The organism is Rhodospirillaceae bacterium (assembly GCA_018660465.1).
Taxonomy (GTDB): domain Bacteria; phylum Pseudomonadota; class Alphaproteobacteria; order Rhodospirillales; family JABJKH01; genus JABJKH01.
The window spans coordinates 75,886-90,903 of sequence record JABJKH010000093.1; the positions used below are offsets into that span (position 1 = coordinate 75,886).

At 53.4% G+C, this 15,018-nt stretch carries 16 protein-coding genes; 9 read left to right on the forward strand and 7 right to left on the reverse strand.

The features are described from left to right. Nucleotides 1–31: 31 nt before the first annotated feature. Both HOM51_16270 and HOM51_16275 read right to left on the reverse strand, forming a co-directional pair. Nucleotides 32–1,084, reverse strand: a complete 1,053-nt coding sequence (locus HOM51_16270) for an alcohol dehydrogenase catalytic domain-containing protein (protein MBT5036070.1) — start codon at nucleotides 1,082–1,084, stop codon at nucleotides 32–34. Then, complete coding sequence (locus HOM51_16275; protein MBT5036071.1) at nucleotides 1,084–2,139, reverse strand: alcohol dehydrogenase catalytic domain-containing protein; 1,056 nt, start codon at nucleotides 2,137–2,139, stop codon at nucleotides 1,084–1,086. The genes HOM51_16270 and HOM51_16275 overlap by 1 nt, the downstream gene beginning before the upstream one ends. An 82-nt stretch (nucleotides 2,140–2,221) precedes the next feature. Between HOM51_16275 and HOM51_16280 the strand changes: the two genes are divergently transcribed. From HOM51_16280 to HOM51_16320, 9 genes are all read left to right on the forward strand, one after another. Then, nucleotides 2,222–3,154 carry a 3-keto-5-aminohexanoate cleavage protein gene (locus HOM51_16280; GenBank protein MBT5036072.1) on the forward strand — a complete coding sequence of 311 codons (933 nt, stop codon included), beginning with the start codon at nucleotides 2,222–2,224 and terminating at the stop codon, nucleotides 3,152–3,154. Between the two features lie 10 nt (nucleotides 3,155–3,164). After that, complete coding sequence (locus HOM51_16285; protein ID MBT5036073.1) at nucleotides 3,165–4,115, forward strand: ABC transporter ATP-binding protein; 951 nt, start codon at nucleotides 3,165–3,167, stop codon at nucleotides 4,113–4,115. Beyond that, on the forward strand, nucleotides 4,112–5,077 hold the full coding sequence (locus HOM51_16290; protein MBT5036074.1) for a dipeptide ABC transporter ATP-binding protein: 966 nt from the start codon (nucleotides 4,112–4,114) through the stop codon (nucleotides 5,075–5,077). The genes HOM51_16285 and HOM51_16290 overlap by 4 nt, the downstream gene beginning before the upstream one ends. Beyond that, nucleotides 5,074–6,027, forward strand: coding sequence for an ABC transporter permease (locus HOM51_16295; GenBank protein MBT5036075.1), 954 nt, complete (start codon nucleotides 5,074–5,076; stop codon nucleotides 6,025–6,027). Before HOM51_16290 ends, HOM51_16295 begins: the two co-directional genes overlap by 4 nt. Next, nucleotides 6,024–6,926 (forward strand): ABC transporter permease, encoded by a 903-nt coding sequence (locus HOM51_16300; GenBank protein MBT5036076.1) that lies wholly within the window; start codon nucleotides 6,024–6,026, stop codon nucleotides 6,924–6,926. The genes HOM51_16295 and HOM51_16300 overlap by 4 nt, the downstream gene beginning before the upstream one ends. A gap of 190 nt (nucleotides 6,927–7,116) precedes the next feature. Further along, complete coding sequence (locus HOM51_16305; protein ID MBT5036077.1) at nucleotides 7,117–7,665, forward strand: redoxin domain-containing protein; 549 nt, start codon at nucleotides 7,117–7,119, stop codon at nucleotides 7,663–7,665. Between the two features lie 178 nt (nucleotides 7,666–7,843). Next, a complete protein-coding gene (locus HOM51_16310; GenBank protein ID MBT5036078.1) occupies nucleotides 7,844–9,229 on the forward strand; it encodes an aspartate aminotransferase family protein in 1,386 nt (461 codons plus the stop codon). A 116-nt stretch (nucleotides 9,230–9,345) separates the two neighbouring features. Further along, nucleotides 9,346–10,557: a 5-aminolevulinate synthase gene (hemA, locus tag HOM51_16315; protein MBT5036079.1), complete on the forward strand. Its 1,212-nt coding sequence runs from the start codon at nucleotides 9,346–9,348 to the stop codon at nucleotides 10,555–10,557. Nucleotides 10,558–10,579: 22 nt separating this feature from the next. Then, entirely contained in the window at nucleotides 10,580–11,116 is a 537-nt protein-coding gene (locus HOM51_16320; protein ID MBT5036080.1) for a hypothetical protein, read from the forward strand. A 5-nt stretch (nucleotides 11,117–11,121) separates the two neighbouring features. Here the strand turns inward: HOM51_16320 and HOM51_16325 are convergent, their stop codons facing one another. From HOM51_16325 to mgtE, 5 genes are all read right to left on the reverse strand, one after another. Beyond that, complete coding sequence (locus HOM51_16325) at nucleotides 11,122–11,616, reverse strand: Hpt domain-containing protein (GenBank protein MBT5036081.1); 495 nt, start codon at nucleotides 11,614–11,616, stop codon at nucleotides 11,122–11,124. 154 nt (nucleotides 11,617–11,770) lie between these two features. After that, nucleotides 11,771–12,205, reverse strand: a complete 435-nt coding sequence (locus HOM51_16330; protein ID MBT5036082.1) for a DUF1489 domain-containing protein — start codon at nucleotides 12,203–12,205, stop codon at nucleotides 11,771–11,773. 7 nt (nucleotides 12,206–12,212) lie between these two features. After that, the gene (locus tag HOM51_16335; GenBank protein ID MBT5036083.1) at nucleotides 12,213–12,836 is read right to left on the reverse strand and encodes a 2-hydroxychromene-2-carboxylate isomerase; all 624 of its coding nucleotides are present in this window, start codon (nucleotides 12,834–12,836) and stop codon (nucleotides 12,213–12,215) included. An 11-nt stretch (nucleotides 12,837–12,847) separates the two neighbouring features. Beyond that, a complete protein-coding gene (locus HOM51_16340) occupies nucleotides 12,848–13,531 on the reverse strand; it encodes an SDR family oxidoreductase (GenBank protein ID MBT5036084.1) in 684 nt (227 codons plus the stop codon). 11 nt (nucleotides 13,532–13,542) lie between these two features. After that, nucleotides 13,543–14,946: a magnesium transporter gene (gene mgtE / locus HOM51_16345; protein MBT5036085.1), complete on the reverse strand. Its 1,404-nt coding sequence runs from the start codon at nucleotides 14,944–14,946 to the stop codon at nucleotides 13,543–13,545. Nucleotides 14,947–15,018: the final 72 nt, after the last annotated feature.

Sequence of the window (15,018 nt, forward strand, 5' to 3'; positions counted from 1 at the left end):
CAACCGACCGAACATGTTAGCATAAAAATGCTTAGCTACTGTTCCCCTTGATCACAACCTTCAAACTATCCTTAGCGATCATCGAACGCAGCGCTGCTTCCGTATCCTCAACCGACATTTCAGCAGACAACAACAGGTCCGCCTTAAACGCCGGGTCGGCCAGGAGTTGCAGCGCCCGGCGGATGGTATCAGGCCGATGGTGGTAAACGCCCTTGACCGTCAGTTCGCTGTAGTGAACCAAGTGGGTATCCAACTCAATCGACGTGCCCGGTGCACAGCCGCCAAACAGGTTGACCAATCCGCCCGGCCGAACGCAGTTTATGGCATCCACCCAGACTTCGGGAACGCCGGATGCATCAACGGCGACCCACGCTCCTTTGCCTTCATCAGTGACCGCTCGAACCGCGTCGGCCTGTCCTCCGCCTCTGACGATCTTCACAGTCTTCGCAGCCCCCAAAGCCTTACCGACGTCCAAGCGACTCGGGTTGGGATCGGCCAGGATGACCTGATGCCCTGACATGGCCAGCGCGCCGACGAACAATAACCCAATCGGACCCCCGCCAAAGACAATGACCTCTGTCTCACCATACCGATCTAACTCACACGCATCCATGCCGTGCAGCACACACGCCAGCGGCTCTGTCAGGGCTGCACGCTCGAAAGACAAACCGTTCGGTATGTTGTGGGTATTACGGTCGACAAAGCGCTTAGGAACCAACAAATACTCAGCAAATGCGCCATTTATATACAGTAAATCGTCGCATAGGTTTTCGCGACCCCGCTGGCAATAGTCACACTCCCCGCACGAAGCAGAGTTGGCAGCAACAATGTTATCGCCCACAGAAAATTTGCTAACACCCTCTCCTACCGCTGCCACAGTTCCAGCCATTTCATGACCAAACAGGGTCGGAACCTTCAGCATGCGCGGATGCCCACCGCGCTTAAAAACTTTTACATCTGTGCCGCATGTAGTCGCGGCTTCAACGCGCATCAATAGTTCGCCAGGACCCGGACGGGGAACAGGAATATCCTGAACCTGTATCTCTTCAGGTCCCAAGAGCACCGCCCCCCGCATGGTTTCCATTACGCAGACTCCCGCGAAGGCGTGAACAGGACTTTGAGCGCCTTATGCTGGCGCACCAAATCGACACCCTTTTGAAATTCATCCAGCGGCATGGAATGGGTCACCAAAGGCGTCGGATCCAAGGCACCGGACGTGATCAATTCAAAAATGCCCACTTGTTCTTTGACCGCACCAGAATAGGTCCCCAAAATTCGGCGTTCGTACTTGAATAAATCATTCAAATCAAAATCAGCCCGCTCGCCATCTCCAGCATGGGCGAATAGCACAATGGACCCGCCTTGCCGCGACAGGTCGAGCCCCGCCTGCAAAGTCCTATTCCCGCCAACCGTATCGAATATCGCATCGGCACCGGTGTCATCGGTCAAAGATTTCACCACTGCCAAGGCCTCATTACCGGGCATAGCTGCTTTAGCCGCCCCCAGTTCCAGCGCGAGTTCTCGTCGTTCGGGCACAGGATCAATGACGATGACCTTCACTCCTGGCAACGCAGCATGCAAAACCAATAGATGCAGCAACCCCATACTGCCGCCACCTAAGACCACGGCGGTCCCTTCGGCTGTGATACCGGACCTTTCCACACCGCGCAGCACGCACGCCGCAGGCTCCACAAACACCGCGGCCTCGTCGCTCACATGATCCGGCAGGACGTGGGCGGCGAGCTCGACAGCGCGCGGACGGATTAAGACCGTGTCGGCAAATCCCCCCGGCTCCATCAAATTCTCACGAAATGTCTCGCACATGGTTTCATTACCACGTCTGCACACCACGCATTTACCGCATGGCACGTGGTGCGGGACAGCGACTCGGTTTCCAACGTTAAAACCTTCAACGCCATCACCAACGGCAACAACTTCGCCAACCAATTCATGGCCCAACACGGTGCCAACAGAGGCACTGCCGGTATTCAGCTTAAATAAATCAGTACCACAAAAGCCCACGACCCGAAGTTTTAGCAATAATTCCCCAGCACCAACCTCCGGCATAGGCCGCTGTTCCAGGGCGGTTTTATCGCTTCCTTGGCAGGCAACAACGTTGTGAAGGCCGTTTGATTGCATAAATACTGTTTAGGACCTCTACGCGTGGATTTCCAGGTTAAGTTATGCCAGTGTAGCGAAACAAAATCTTACGGAGGACACCATGGCTAAAAGCGTCATCATTACCTGTGCAGTCACAGGATCAATTCACACCCCATCCATGTCGGAATATTTGCCCCTTACCCCCAATGAAATAGCCGAAGGCGCCATTGCTGCGGCCGAGGCTGGAGCTTCTATCCTGCACCTACATGCCCGCGACCCGGAAGATGGTAAACCGACTGCATCTGCAGACAGGTTCATGGAATTCCTGCCGCGCATTAAGCAGTCCACGGACGCTGTGGTCAACATTACTACTGGCGGCGGACACGGCATGACATTGGAAGAACGCTGCGCCGGCGCGCTTCGGGCCAGTCCTGAAATGACGTCGTTGAACATGGGTTCCATGAACTTCGGCCTCTACCCCATCCTAGACAAACCTTTCGACTGGAAACACAAATGGGAGCCGGAATACCTGGAAATGACCCGCGACTTCATCTTTAGAAACACGTTTAAGGACATTGAATGGGTCTTACAGGAACTCGGCGAAGGCCACGGCGTTCGGTTTGAATTCGAATGCTATGACATGGGACATCTCTATAACCTCGCCCACTTCGTTGACCGGGGCCTCGTCAAACCGCCGTTCTTCGTTCAAACCATCTTTGGCATTCTGGGCGGCATCGGTGCCGATATTGAAAATCTGACCCACATGCGACGCATGGCTAACAAGCTGTTCGGTGAGGAAAACTACGAATGGTCAATCTTGGCAGCAGGACGCCACCAAATGGCTTTTACCACGACAGGCGCAATTTTGGGCGGTAATGTCCGGGTGGGGCTGGAAGATTCGCTCTACATCGGCAAAGGCAAACTCGCCAAGTCCAACGCCGAACAAGTCAGCAAAATCAGGCGCATCGTTGAAGATCTTTCGTTGGAAGTTGCGACCCCAACCGAAGCCCGCCAACGCTTGGCCCTAAAAGGCGGCGACCAAGTGGCGTTTTAGGCAAACGACCTTGACCACCTCCCTTCAGGTTGAAGACCTCCGCGTTGCCTTCGCAACGGACGGCGGAGACCTAGCCGCCGTTGATGGCGTTTCGTTTGCTCTCCAAGCGGGTAGAACCCTCGGGTTGGTGGGCGAATCGGGCTGTGGGAAGTCGGTTACGGCCCTGTCGCTGTTAGGCCTAGTGCCGCCGCCAGGACACATCACGGGCGGGCGGATTTCATATGGCGGCGATGACCTTCTGGAACTCACCGAGCCAGAACTCACGGCCCTTCGCGGTAAGCGCATTGGCATGATCTTCCAAGAACCGATGACCGCGCTCAACCCTGTATTTTCAGTTGGGGCACAGGTCGCTGAAGCCTTGTGGCTGCATGAACCTATGAGCAAGGCGGACGCTCACAGCCAAGCCGTGCAGATGCTGGAACAGGTCGGAATTGCCGATGCGGCAGCGCGGGCCGATAGCTATCCCCACCAACTTTCCGGCGGCATGCGTCAGCGGGTGATGATTGCGATGGCGTTGATCTGTAAGCCCGATATTCTGATCGCAGACGAGCCTACCACGGCGCTCGACGTCACCGTTCAGGCGCAAATTCTCGACCTAATCATGGAGATGCAGGCGGAATTGGGGCTGGCTGTTTTGTTTATTTCTCACGATCTAGGGGTGGTCTCTGAAATTGCTGACGAGGTCATGGTGATGTACGCGGGCCGGGTGGTTGAACAGGAATCTGCCACCCATTTGTTTGCTACCCCAAATCATCCCTACACCCAGGGACTCATCGCTACCTTGCCTCAGTCTCATACTAAAAATGAACGTCTTCCGGCGATCCCAGGGCAGGTTCCAGACCTGCGTAACCTACCCGGAGGTTGCGCGTTTGCGCCTCGCTGCCCCATTGCGGAAGACCGGTGCAGGGTTGAAACACCACCGTTAGTCGACGGTACAGCGTGTTGGAAGGGCGGATCATGAGCCACCCCCCCCTCCTCCAAGCCCCCCTCCTCCAAGCTCGGGCCATCACTCATCGCTTTCCTGTCTCCCATGGCAGAAACCTCGTGGCGGTGAACAACGCCGATCTCGACCTATATGCAGGAGAGACCCTGGCCATCGTCGGAGAATCTGGCTGCGGCAAGACGACCTTGGCCCGCGCGGTCTCGTGGCTTGTTCCGCCGACCGGTGGCAGCGTCCACCTGGAAGGAGTGGAGTTGGGCAAACTTTCAAAAAAAGACCTCCGACACGCCCGGCAAGAAATTCAAATGGTCTTTCAGGACCCATACGGATCATTGAACCCACGCCAGCCTGTGGGGGCAGCCATTGCTGAGCCACTGACCATTCACCGCATTGGCACGGCACGGGAACGAACAGAGAAAGTGGCGGCGCTTATGGAGTCGGTAGGGCTGCGCCCGGACGACGTTAACCGCTATCCACACCAGTTTTCAGGTGGCCAACGCCAACGCGTCGCCATCGCCCGCGCCATTGCTTTGGAGCCCAAAATCATCGTCGCTGATGAGCCGGTTTCAGCCTTAGATGTGTCAGTACAGAGCCAAGTCTTGAACCTATTGGCTGACCTGAAGGAGGCGCACAGCCTCACCTTCCTATTCATCAGCCATGACTTAACCGTCGTCCGGCACTTCGCAGATCGGGTCGCAGTAATGTATCTCGGTAAAATTGTTGAGGAAGGTCCCGTTGCAGAAGTCTTCGAGAATCCCAGACATCCCTATACCCAAGCCCTAATTGCCGCTGCACCCAAGATCGGCGAAGGCAAGCGCACACCCGGCAGCACGCTCAAGGGTGACGTGCCAAGCCCGCTGAACCCACCTTCAGGCTGTGCATTCCATCCTCGTTGCCCGGTGGCGGTTGATCGATGCCGGAGGGAGGCTCCGTTATTGAAGGGCGGCGTCGCTTGCCACCTAAATGAAGAGGGCGGGTCATGATTGGTTATTTAGGCCACCGCGCTCTGCATTCCTTGATCGTGCTGTCTGTCATGTCGTTTGTCATTTACGGGCTGATGGGCTTGATGCCGGGTGATCCAATTGACCTGATGATCAGCGCGGACCCTAAGCTCACAAGCGAAGACGCTATTCGGTTGCGCGAACTATATGGACTGGATAAGTCGATTATGGAGCGTTATGGAAACTGGCTGGGAGCTGCAGTTTCCGGAGACTTTGGGTATTCTCGATTGTTCGCCAAACCCGTGCTGGATGTTTTGTTCCCGGCACTCGCCAATACAGTGGTGCTCATTGGGATCGCGATTGGACTTTCGTTGCTGATTGGCCTGCCTGCTGGTTTGATTGCGGCCCTAAAGCCCTATTCCAAGTTGGACTACTCAATTAATTTGCTCGCGTTCGGCGGGATTTCCATGCCGGCATTCTGGCTGGCCCTGCTGCTGATTATCTTATTCGCCGTAACATGGGGGGTTCTACCGGCGGGTGGAACTGGAGAGTTGGCGGCGGGCGGTGCTTGGACCAAGCTTCAGTTCCTGGTTCTACCGGTGATGACCCTGACCATCGCCAGCGTCGGCGGCCATACCCGCTATATGCGGGCGGCGATGCTTGAGACGCTCCGCCAAGACTACATTCGCACGGCCAAGGCCAAGGGAGCCGGGCAGGTTCGGATCGTCCTTGTCCACGCCCTCCGGAACGCAATGATTCCGGTCGTTACCATTATCGCGCTGGATTTTGGCTTCCTATTTTCAGGTGCCCTGGTGACGGAAACGGTGTTTGCCTATCCCGGCATGGGCAAGCTGATCTTCGACTCAATCATGGGCAACGATTTTAACTTAGCGTTGGTGGCGCTTTTGCTGGCAACAGGCGTGACCTTGATCGGGAACTTATTAGCGGATTTGGCCTATGCCTGGTTGGACCCGAGGATTTCCTATAGATGACCGCTTCAACCACCCTCCTCTCCCTCGCTTATAAGCGTTTTAAGCGCCATAAGCTGGCCCTTGCCAGTGGACTGGTACTAATCGTGCTGACGGTGCTGGCCCTCGGCGCACCGGTGGCTGAGGCCATTCTTGGTATTGCCGCAGATGACGTAGATTTGTTGGCGAGGTTCTCAGGTCCCTCAGCCAGCCATCCTCTGGGCACGGATGAGTTAGGACGCGATTTCCTGATTCGCCTGCTCTACGGCGGCCAAGTATCGTTGATGGTCGGCATGACGGCAGCCTTGGCCGCGGCTGGATTGGGCACTGCTGTTGGCCTATACGCGGGATATCATGGCGGCAGGGCCGATGCGTTCTTAATGCGATTTACGGATGGCATTATTTCGTTGCCGCTTCTGCCGCTGCTGATCGTGCTTGCGGCGCTGGATTTGGAAAAGGTTGGCATTCCCGACGCCATCGCCAATTCCGAAAACGTCAGCCTTTATCGGATTATCCTGATCGTTGCCTTGGTTGGATGGACGACAGTCGCGCGGTTGGTTCGGGGGGCGGCATTAAGTCTGAGAGAAAGGGATTTCGTGCTCGCCGCCCGCTCCCACGGGGCCAGTGACCTGCGCATCATGGGGGTCCATATTCTGCCCAATCTGGTTTCCCCGATCGTTGTTGCGACGACCTTATCGGTGGGCAACGTGATCCTTCTAGAATCAGTGCTGAGCTTTTTAGGACTTGGCATACAACCGCCCCTCCCGAGCTGGGGGAATCTGCTTACGAACGCACAGGAATTAATCTGGACCGCGCCCGCCTTGGCGGTTTACCCAGGCATGATGATCTTCACCACCGTTATTGCCTTTAATTTCCTAGGCGACGGTTTGCAAGACGCATTGGACCCAAAAGCGATGGAATAATCACGATAATCCATCCTGTGGATAAATTGCTAATTAGGTTTAAAACTTACTAACAACCCTTTATTTACAATAGGTAATAATATGGATAACTTATTCACACCCGGTGGATAAATTGGCAATCCCACGGCATGGTTTAAAAATAAGACTGGCACCTTCATTTATCGCCCCCAAATGACGACTGAGAACAAAGTTGGCACCCGGCGGAACGGGAGCCGTCAATATTAGCAGTGAATTAAACGTGATGGCGGCTGATAGCATGCTGGGTCTTATTCAAGCACCGGAAATAAACCGGAGTGGCATCGATTGGTTTAATATTGATGCGCCGGTGAAAATCAGCGACCTTCACGGACGTCTGGGTGTTATTGCATTTTGGGTATCAGGCTGCTTTCCCTGCATTAATACTCTTTCCGTTCTCAAAACCATTGAGGACGAATTCCCCGATGATGCCTCCGTTGTCAGCATTCACGCGCCAACATTTCCGGCAGAGCCTGCTTCGGCTCAACTCCTAAAAGTTATTGATTACCATGGGATTACCCTGCCTGTAGCCCATGATATCAAACTGGAACTGTGGACCAGCTATAAAATTAATACCTGCCCGACCCTCATAATTACCGACCCGAGTGGTAAAATTATTGGTTCCCTGCCAGGAGAACCAGACCCGGACAAGCTTATCCCTGGTCTTGCCCGTATGATCTTGGATTGGCAGGCGGGTGGCCTATTTGATGCCGGAAGAGCTTAAACTCGTTTAAAATTCATTTTAAATCGTTATATATACGAGCCATATATATGGGGCTGCCAAAAATTTTTGATCTAATCGCAGGGTCTGTTGCTCATCCATTGATTAAGATCAAGGCTCATCCCATTAATATAAACAACTATTGCCGTGATAAAGCGGCGGATTTAAAAGGTTTTTGAACATGACGAACCAAGGCAACTCGGCCGCCAGCCGGGACATCGCGAACTATTTGCATCCCTACACGAACCTCCGCGCTCACGAAAAATCCGGCCCCTTGGTCATTACCCGCGGCGAAGGTGTTCGCGTGTTTGATGATTCCGGCAACGGATATATCGAAGGCATGGCCGGGCTGTGGTGCACGTCTTTGGGATTTGGCGAAGAACGCTTGGTCGAAGCTGCCGTGGCGCAAATGCGGAAACTGCCATTTTATCATGGATTTGGCGGAAAAGTTCCCGATATCGGCATCGAATTGGCTGAAAGGCTAATAAACCTCGCGCCTTGCCCCATGTCCAAGGTGTTTTTTGCAAACTCCGGGTCAGAAGCCATCGACACAGCAATCAAGCTGACGCGCTATTTCAATAACGCCAAAGGTCGTCCTGAGAAAAAGAAGCTCATTTCACGGACTAAAGCCTATCACGGTGTGACCCTTGCCGCCGCCAGCCTGACCCGGCTGCCGATCAACCAGACAGATTTTGATCTGCCCATTCCCGGTATTCTCTACACCGATTGCCCGCACTATTACCGCTTTGCTGAAGACGGCGAGAGCGAAGAGGCATTCTCTGCCCGTCTTGCAGACAATCTCGAAAAGCTAATCGTGGACGAAGGCCCGGATACCATTGCCGCCTTTTTCGCTGAGCCGGTCCAAGGTGCTGGCGGGGTTATCGTGCCCCCTGCAGGCTACTTTGAAAAAGTTCAGGCGATCTTGAAGAAATACGACATCCTGTTCGTCGCAGATGAAGTCATTTGTGGGTTTGGCCGCACCGCCAATATGTGGGGCAGCACCACGTTTGACCTGAAACCGGACATGATCACCATGGCGAAGGCGCTATCGTCGGCGTATCTCCCTATTTCAGCCCTGATGATTAGCGACGAAATGTATCAAGCCCTTGCCGACAACAGCGCCAAGATCGGCATGCTGGGTCATGGCTACACCTATGGTGGCCATCCTGTGCCCGCTGCTGTCGCCGTGGAAACCCTCAAAATTTACGAAGAGCGCGATACCATCGGACACGTTCGCCAAGTCTCCCCTACACTGCAAGACGGCCTTAATAAATTCGCAGATCACCCAATGGTCGGCGAAGTCAGGGGTGTAGGTTTGGTCGCTGGTGTGGAACTGGTCCAGAGCAAAGAAACCAAAGAAGCATTCGATCCGTCAGCAAAGGTTGGCATGAAGCTCGTCTCCATCGCTCAGGAACGGGGACTAATTGGTCGTGCTATCGGTGACACCATCGCGTTTTCGCCGCCGTTGATTATCAGCGATGCCGAAATCGAAGAAATGATCGGCATTTTCGCCGCGGCGTTGGATGAAACCCATGATTGGGCCAAGGGTGAAGGTTTATTGCCTTAATCAAAATAACAGCGTCAGCGTTGAAGTTCGCATACAGAATAGGTTAGAATAAACTGATATTAAGATTATTTTGGTCTATTTCTGTTTACGGTTAGGTAACAGAGAAAGGGATTGTAGTGGACTACGACGAGATATTTAAAAATGGCGTTCGTGAGCTAAAAGACGAAGGCCGGTATAGAGTTTTTGCTGACCTTGAACGCCAAGTCGGGGCCTTCCCCATGGCCAAGAACCATTATGAAGGCGGTGTCAGAGACATCGTCGTCTGGTGTGCCAACGATTATCTGGGCATGGGACAGCATCCAATAGTTTTGGAAGCGATGCACGAAGCGATTGATCTCTGTGGCGCTGGTGCGGGTGGCACTCGAAATATTTCTGGCACCAACCACTTTCATGTGTTGCTTGAAGAAACCTTAGCGAAACTACACCAGACCGAGGCTGCGCTGTTGTTTGCCTCCGGCTGGGTCGCCAACATGACCACTTTGAGCACCCTTGGACGGAACATTCCTGACTTGGTAATCCTATCGGATGAACTCAATCATAACTCGATGATCGAGGGAATTATCTCTGCCAAGTGCGAGAAAAAGGTTTTTAAGCACAATAGTGTAGAGGCGCTGGAAGATCTTTTAAAATCTTACCCGAAAGACCGTCCAAAGTTGATCGCCTTTGAATCCGTCTATTCCATGGACGGCGACATAGCGCCGATTAAGGAATTCTGTGATCTGGCAGACAAATATAATGCCATGACCTTCCTGGATGAAGTGCACGCGGTCGGCATGTACGGCCAACACGGTGGCGGCGTCGCCGAACGTGAAGGTCAGATGGATCGGATTACCGTCATTCAAGGCACATTGGCCAAGGCTTTTGGCGTTGTTGGCGGCTACATCGCGGGCTCTGACGCAATGTGCGACTTCATTCGTTCTTACGGTACTGGATTCATTTTCTCTACCTCACCGCCCCCGGGCGTTGCAGCTGCAGCCCTCGCCAGTATCAAATACCTGATGGACCACAACGAAATTCGCGAACGTCACCAAGAACGCTCAGCGACGTTAAAGCGTCGTCTGATTGAGGCCGGCATTCCGTTGATGCCGTCGGTCAGCCACGTCGTCCCTGTCTTGGTCGGCGATCCTGTGCTTTGCAAACAGGCCAGCGACGACCTTATGAATATCCACGGCATTTACGTCCAGCCGATCAACTATCCGACCGTCCCCCGTGGCACGGAGCGTCTGCGCTTTACGCCGACGCCTTTGCATACGGATGATCACATGGATCACTTGTTGGACGCGTTAAAAGAAGTTTGGGGCCGTTTGGGCCTTAGAGCGGCAGCGTAATAGTACTTTAGGGAGAAACGTCATGTATGCAGACAATACCCTAACACCAAAAGAAGCCATCCGGCTTTGTGCGCTCGGCACGCTCGCGGTTAAACCGTACCGTTATAGTGTGCTGGCAAATTCCGTGCGCCACTTTGTCAGCCATTTGTTGGGACCGTCTTTAGATATGATGGGAACGTCAATTGAGCTGCTGAAATATGAAGGCTTGGTTGAATCTGTTGAAGATGACGGCGCAGATGATGAAGAGATCGCGATTACGGAAGAAGGCCGCACGGCGCTTCATGCCCTTCTAACCGCCAATGTCCGGTCTTCAGCACAAGACCTCAACGATCTCATAATTGCGCTCAAGTTTAGGTTTCTTCACCTGTTGGCCGCATCTGATCAAAAAGACCAAATCGCATTGCTTAAAGATGTTTGCGAGGGAGAATTGGGTCGGCTGGAAAATCTACGTCAGCATCATGCGGAAGACGAAGGCCATCTGCCAAAATGGCTCGACCAAGCCCTGCACGAAACAGAGTCGCGGCTGACTTGGCTAACAGACTTCGAAGTTAATCTTTAAGATTATTAGGAATTGCGGACTTTTGTGGAGACCTGAACAAGGCCTTCAAGCAGAGTCCGACCGCCCATACCGCCATCACCTTCCATACGCTCAGCTATGACCAACTTCATGGTAGAGATGTGAACTTGAATGACTTCAATAAGATCAGGCGTCGCTTCTGTCCGTTCTTCGACCAAGCCACACAACATATCCCCAATGGACGTCATTAACTGATAGCCAAAGCTTCCGCCTTGACCCTTCATGTCATGGGAAATCTGAAACACATCGTTTAGCCCACTGGCCATTTCATCAGCCGTCGCCGTTTTCAAGGCATTGGCAGCGTTTTGAATGCGCTCAAGATCTTCTTCGACCCATTCAAGGTAATCGCCGGCCAGATTAGCAATAGCCTGCTCAGCACGCTCAATGGCCTTCAAGTCCACAGCACCAGGGCCACCAACGCCAACCTTATCATTTAAAGAGGTTGGGGGCTTAATGACCTTATTTTCGCCGTTATCAGCCATGAATTAAATGTCCTTCTCGAGTATACCTAAAACCGATCCCTGAAAAAGCGCACCATCAGTATCTTAGGCCGCATAATATAGATAAATTTATTTTCAAACAATCTTCGTGTTCACCAGAACACATTAAATATTTATATCTATCGCTTCAAGACTACTATAGTAACCCCAGATTTCGCAACTCAGCCGCCATTTCTGCTGGTAATTCAACCTCTGAAGCATCTGAATTTACATCAACAGGGGCGTTTTCACCTTCAAGATAGCGCCATCCCTGAAAGGGTTTCCACGGCATCATCTGCGTCCGCACTAGAATCGGTTCCAGCACCAAGCCACACCCGGACCGGGTTTCGCCCTCGATTCCGTCTTCAACCCCGAGGATGCACTGGCGTGCACGAACAAACCCTTTTATGACCCAATACATAGAGCCACCTTCGATAAGTTCCGCCATGCGCCGGGGCTTGTTGCGGGTAATATGAAATAACTTTGTCTCTTTCGAGCGCAAGGCCGCCGCTTTCAAACGCCGCGTCTGAATTTCCTGAAGATGATCCACGTCTTCGACGCCGACCGCTAATTTGATTAAATTAAGTGTCATATCCCAATCAGCATTCTTCTCTGGACTTGGTCCAACTGTCCCGCTGTAGATGCTTCTTGATCATCCACATGCGATCCGAGCCCCAGAAGCCCTCACCATCCACAATGAAAAAGGGCGATCCGAAAACACCACGCTCTACAGCCTCTGTAGTCTCGCGCTTCAATCGATCCTTGATTGCTGGATCGCCAACCGCAGCCGTCAGTTCATCGCCGTCTACACCTAGCCCTGTGGCAATTTCAGCAACGACCTCGACTGGTGTGATATCCACCCCTTCGCCGAAATAGCGGTGGTACGCGGCCTGGGCAAAGCGTTTCGCCAAGGGTCGATCCTGATCATCGAGCCAATAAAACGCGCGCGCCGCTGCCAGGGTCGGAATGGGAAACGCAACCGGCAGAACCCAAGGCATATCCATAAACTCGCCCATGCGTTCCCAATCATGAATACAATAATCGCCTTTTATCGGTTGTTGGGCCAAGGGGATGTTGCCGGTTTCTTTAAACGCAGCACCTAGCATGATGGGTTTCCACACGGTTTCCCGCCCTTGCTTCTTCGCTAAACCTTCAATCTTAGCCGTCGCAAAATAACCATAGGGGGACGAAAAATCGAAAAAGAACTCAATAATATCAGTCATCTACAAAAACCTTACCAGGGAATAACGGTGCCGTCGTAATTTAGGAACTGCCCCGTGTCACCGCGTCGGATGCCATCAATCACCTGCCGCATGGCGCGAATACTCTCAGCGGCCTCCATATCAGCCCCGGCGCCGCCCATATCGGTCGTGACCCAGCCCGGATGCATGGCAACCACTGTTACTCCCCGGTCGCGAAGATCGATGGCGAGGTTCTTGGTCACCGCATTGGCCGCAGCCTTGGTCGAACGATAGCTATAGGCGCCACCAACTTCATTGTCAGTGATGCTGCCCATGATACTCGATACAACGACGATTAGCTTTCGGTCGCTGCGGGCAATATGATCAATAAAACATTCTGTCATGCGCATGGGTCCCATGGTGTTGACGCGAAACACCTCATCCCAGGCTTCGTAATCAATTGCACCAAGACGAGATGGCCTGGGACCATGAATACCGGCATTATTCAACAAAACATCAATCGATTCGCGCCTAAGGGTATGGGCGAGCGCCAAGATTTGATCGTGGTCAGAGATGTCGAGCTTATGAACTTCGATCTCACCGCCGAGTTTGGTTAGCGGTTCCATATCCTTTGCACCGCGACAGGTCGCAATAACGCGCCAGCCCGCAAGGGAGTACTGGCGTGCAAATTCGAAACCTAACCCTCGGCTAGCGCCTGTTAATAATACCGTCGGCACTCAAAATTCCCCTATAACAAAAATACCGCAGCCAACCCCAAGAAGGCGGCAAATCCAACGACGTCTGTTATCGTCGTCAAAAACACGCTCGATGCAACCGCCGGGTCTGCGCCTAAGCGTTCCAGAAACAACGGAATCGTCGTTCCGGCAATACCAGCGACCAGCATATTAACCACCATAGCCATGGCAATCACCAAACCCAATCCGATATTTTCGAACCAAAACCAAGCAACGACCCCGCTCAAGATCGCAAAGAGAACTCCATTTATGCCCCCGACCAGGACTTCCTTGCCAACAACCCGCATGGCATTGGTGGCCGATAGCTCCTTCATCGCCAAGGCGCGAACGGTCACCGTCATGGTCTGTGTTCCGGCATTCCCCCCCATCGAGGCCACAATCGGCATCAAAATAGCAACCGCGACAATTTCCTCCAACGTCCCTTCAAACAGACTGATCACCATGGAAGCAACGATGGCCGTTCCCAAATTCACAAACAGCCAAGAAAACCGCGACCACGTCGTCGCCATCGTCGCTTCGTACAGATCATCCTCCCGCACGCCGCCCAAGCGCATAATATCTTCTTCGACTTCCTCATGGATAACGTCGACCACGTCATCAACCGTCACGACACCAACCAGACGTCCGCCGTCGTCTACCACAGGGGCCGACGTTAGATCGCGCTGGCGGAAGATAAACGCGACATCTTCCTGGTCCATAGTGACCGGAATAATCCTCATTTCCGGCTCCATAATTTCCGTCGTCTTCACCGGGCGTTTGGTCCTGAGCAGACGGCTCACCGGAATGGTACCGACCGGCATATGGGTCGGGCTTACAACGAAAATGTCATAAAACATCTCCGGTAGGTCCAAGGTTTCATCGTCGACGCTTTCGCGCAGGAAATCGATGGTCTGTCCGACGCTCCAGAATTCCGGCACCGTCACCACCTCGCGCTGCATCAGGCGCCCGGCACTGTCTTCCGGGAACGAAAGACTTTCTTCGATCAGCGTTCGGTCGCTGACCGGAATGGCGTCCAAGACCTGCTTTTGTTCGTGCTCTTCCAGTTCTTCGACAATTTGAACCGCGTCGTCAGATTCCAACTCTCGAACAACGGCAGCGACGCTTGCCAGCCCCAAATCGTCGATTACGTCGTCGCGGACAGTTTCATCTAGTTCGGAAACGATTTCGGGCAGGTCTTCGTCGTCGCCCAAAATGCCCAGAACCACATGGCGATCATCAGGAGTCAGACGTTCGAGAAGGTCGGCCACATCGGCGTAATGCAACGGCTCGATCAGGCCTTCGACCCTGTCGATATCCCCCGCATCCAAAGCCTGAACGATCAGGTCCTCAAGCTCGACATGCAGGTCGCGAACGGGATCTCCGTCACCTGGTCCCGGATCGTTCCGCTCGACATCCAAATTTTCAGACGGTTCGCTCACCAGACACCCTCCAACACTTGTGGATAATGTGCCCGAGGCCGTATGCAGAGA

Coding starts and splice junctions, on each gene's coding strand:
- HOM51_16280 (MBT5036072.1), top strand. CDS start 2,222: ATGGCTAAAAGCGTCATCATTACCTGTGCAGTCACAGGATCAATTCAC.
- HOM51_16330 (MBT5036082.1), bottom strand. CDS start 12,205: ATGACACTTAATTTAATCAAATTAGCGGTCGGCGTCGAAGACGTGGAT.
- HOM51_16320 (MBT5036080.1), top strand. CDS start 10,580: ATGTATGCAGACAATACCCTAACACCAAAAGAAGCCATCCGGCTTTGT.
- HOM51_16290 (MBT5036074.1), top strand. CDS start 4,112: ATGAGCCACCCCCCCCTCCTCCAAGCCCCCCTCCTCCAAGCTCGGGCC.
- HOM51_16275 (MBT5036071.1), bottom strand. CDS start 2,139: ATGCAATCAAACGGCCTTCACAACGTTGTTGCCTGCCAAGGAAGCGAT.
- HOM51_16310 (MBT5036078.1), top strand. CDS start 7,844: ATGACGAACCAAGGCAACTCGGCCGCCAGCCGGGACATCGCGAACTAT.
- HOM51_16295 (MBT5036075.1), top strand. CDS start 5,074: ATGATTGGTTATTTAGGCCACCGCGCTCTGCATTCCTTGATCGTGCTG.
- HOM51_16270 (MBT5036070.1), bottom strand. CDS start 1,084: ATGGAAACCATGCGGGGGGCGGTGCTCTTGGGACCTGAAGAGATACAG.
- HOM51_16335 (MBT5036083.1), bottom strand. CDS start 12,836: ATGACTGATATTATTGAGTTCTTTTTCGATTTTTCGTCCCCCTATGGT.
- HOM51_16325 (MBT5036081.1), bottom strand. CDS start 11,616: ATGGCTGATAACGGCGAAAATAAGGTCATTAAGCCCCCAACCTCTTTA.
- HOM51_16300 (MBT5036076.1), top strand. CDS start 6,024: ATGACCGCTTCAACCACCCTCCTCTCCCTCGCTTATAAGCGTTTTAAG.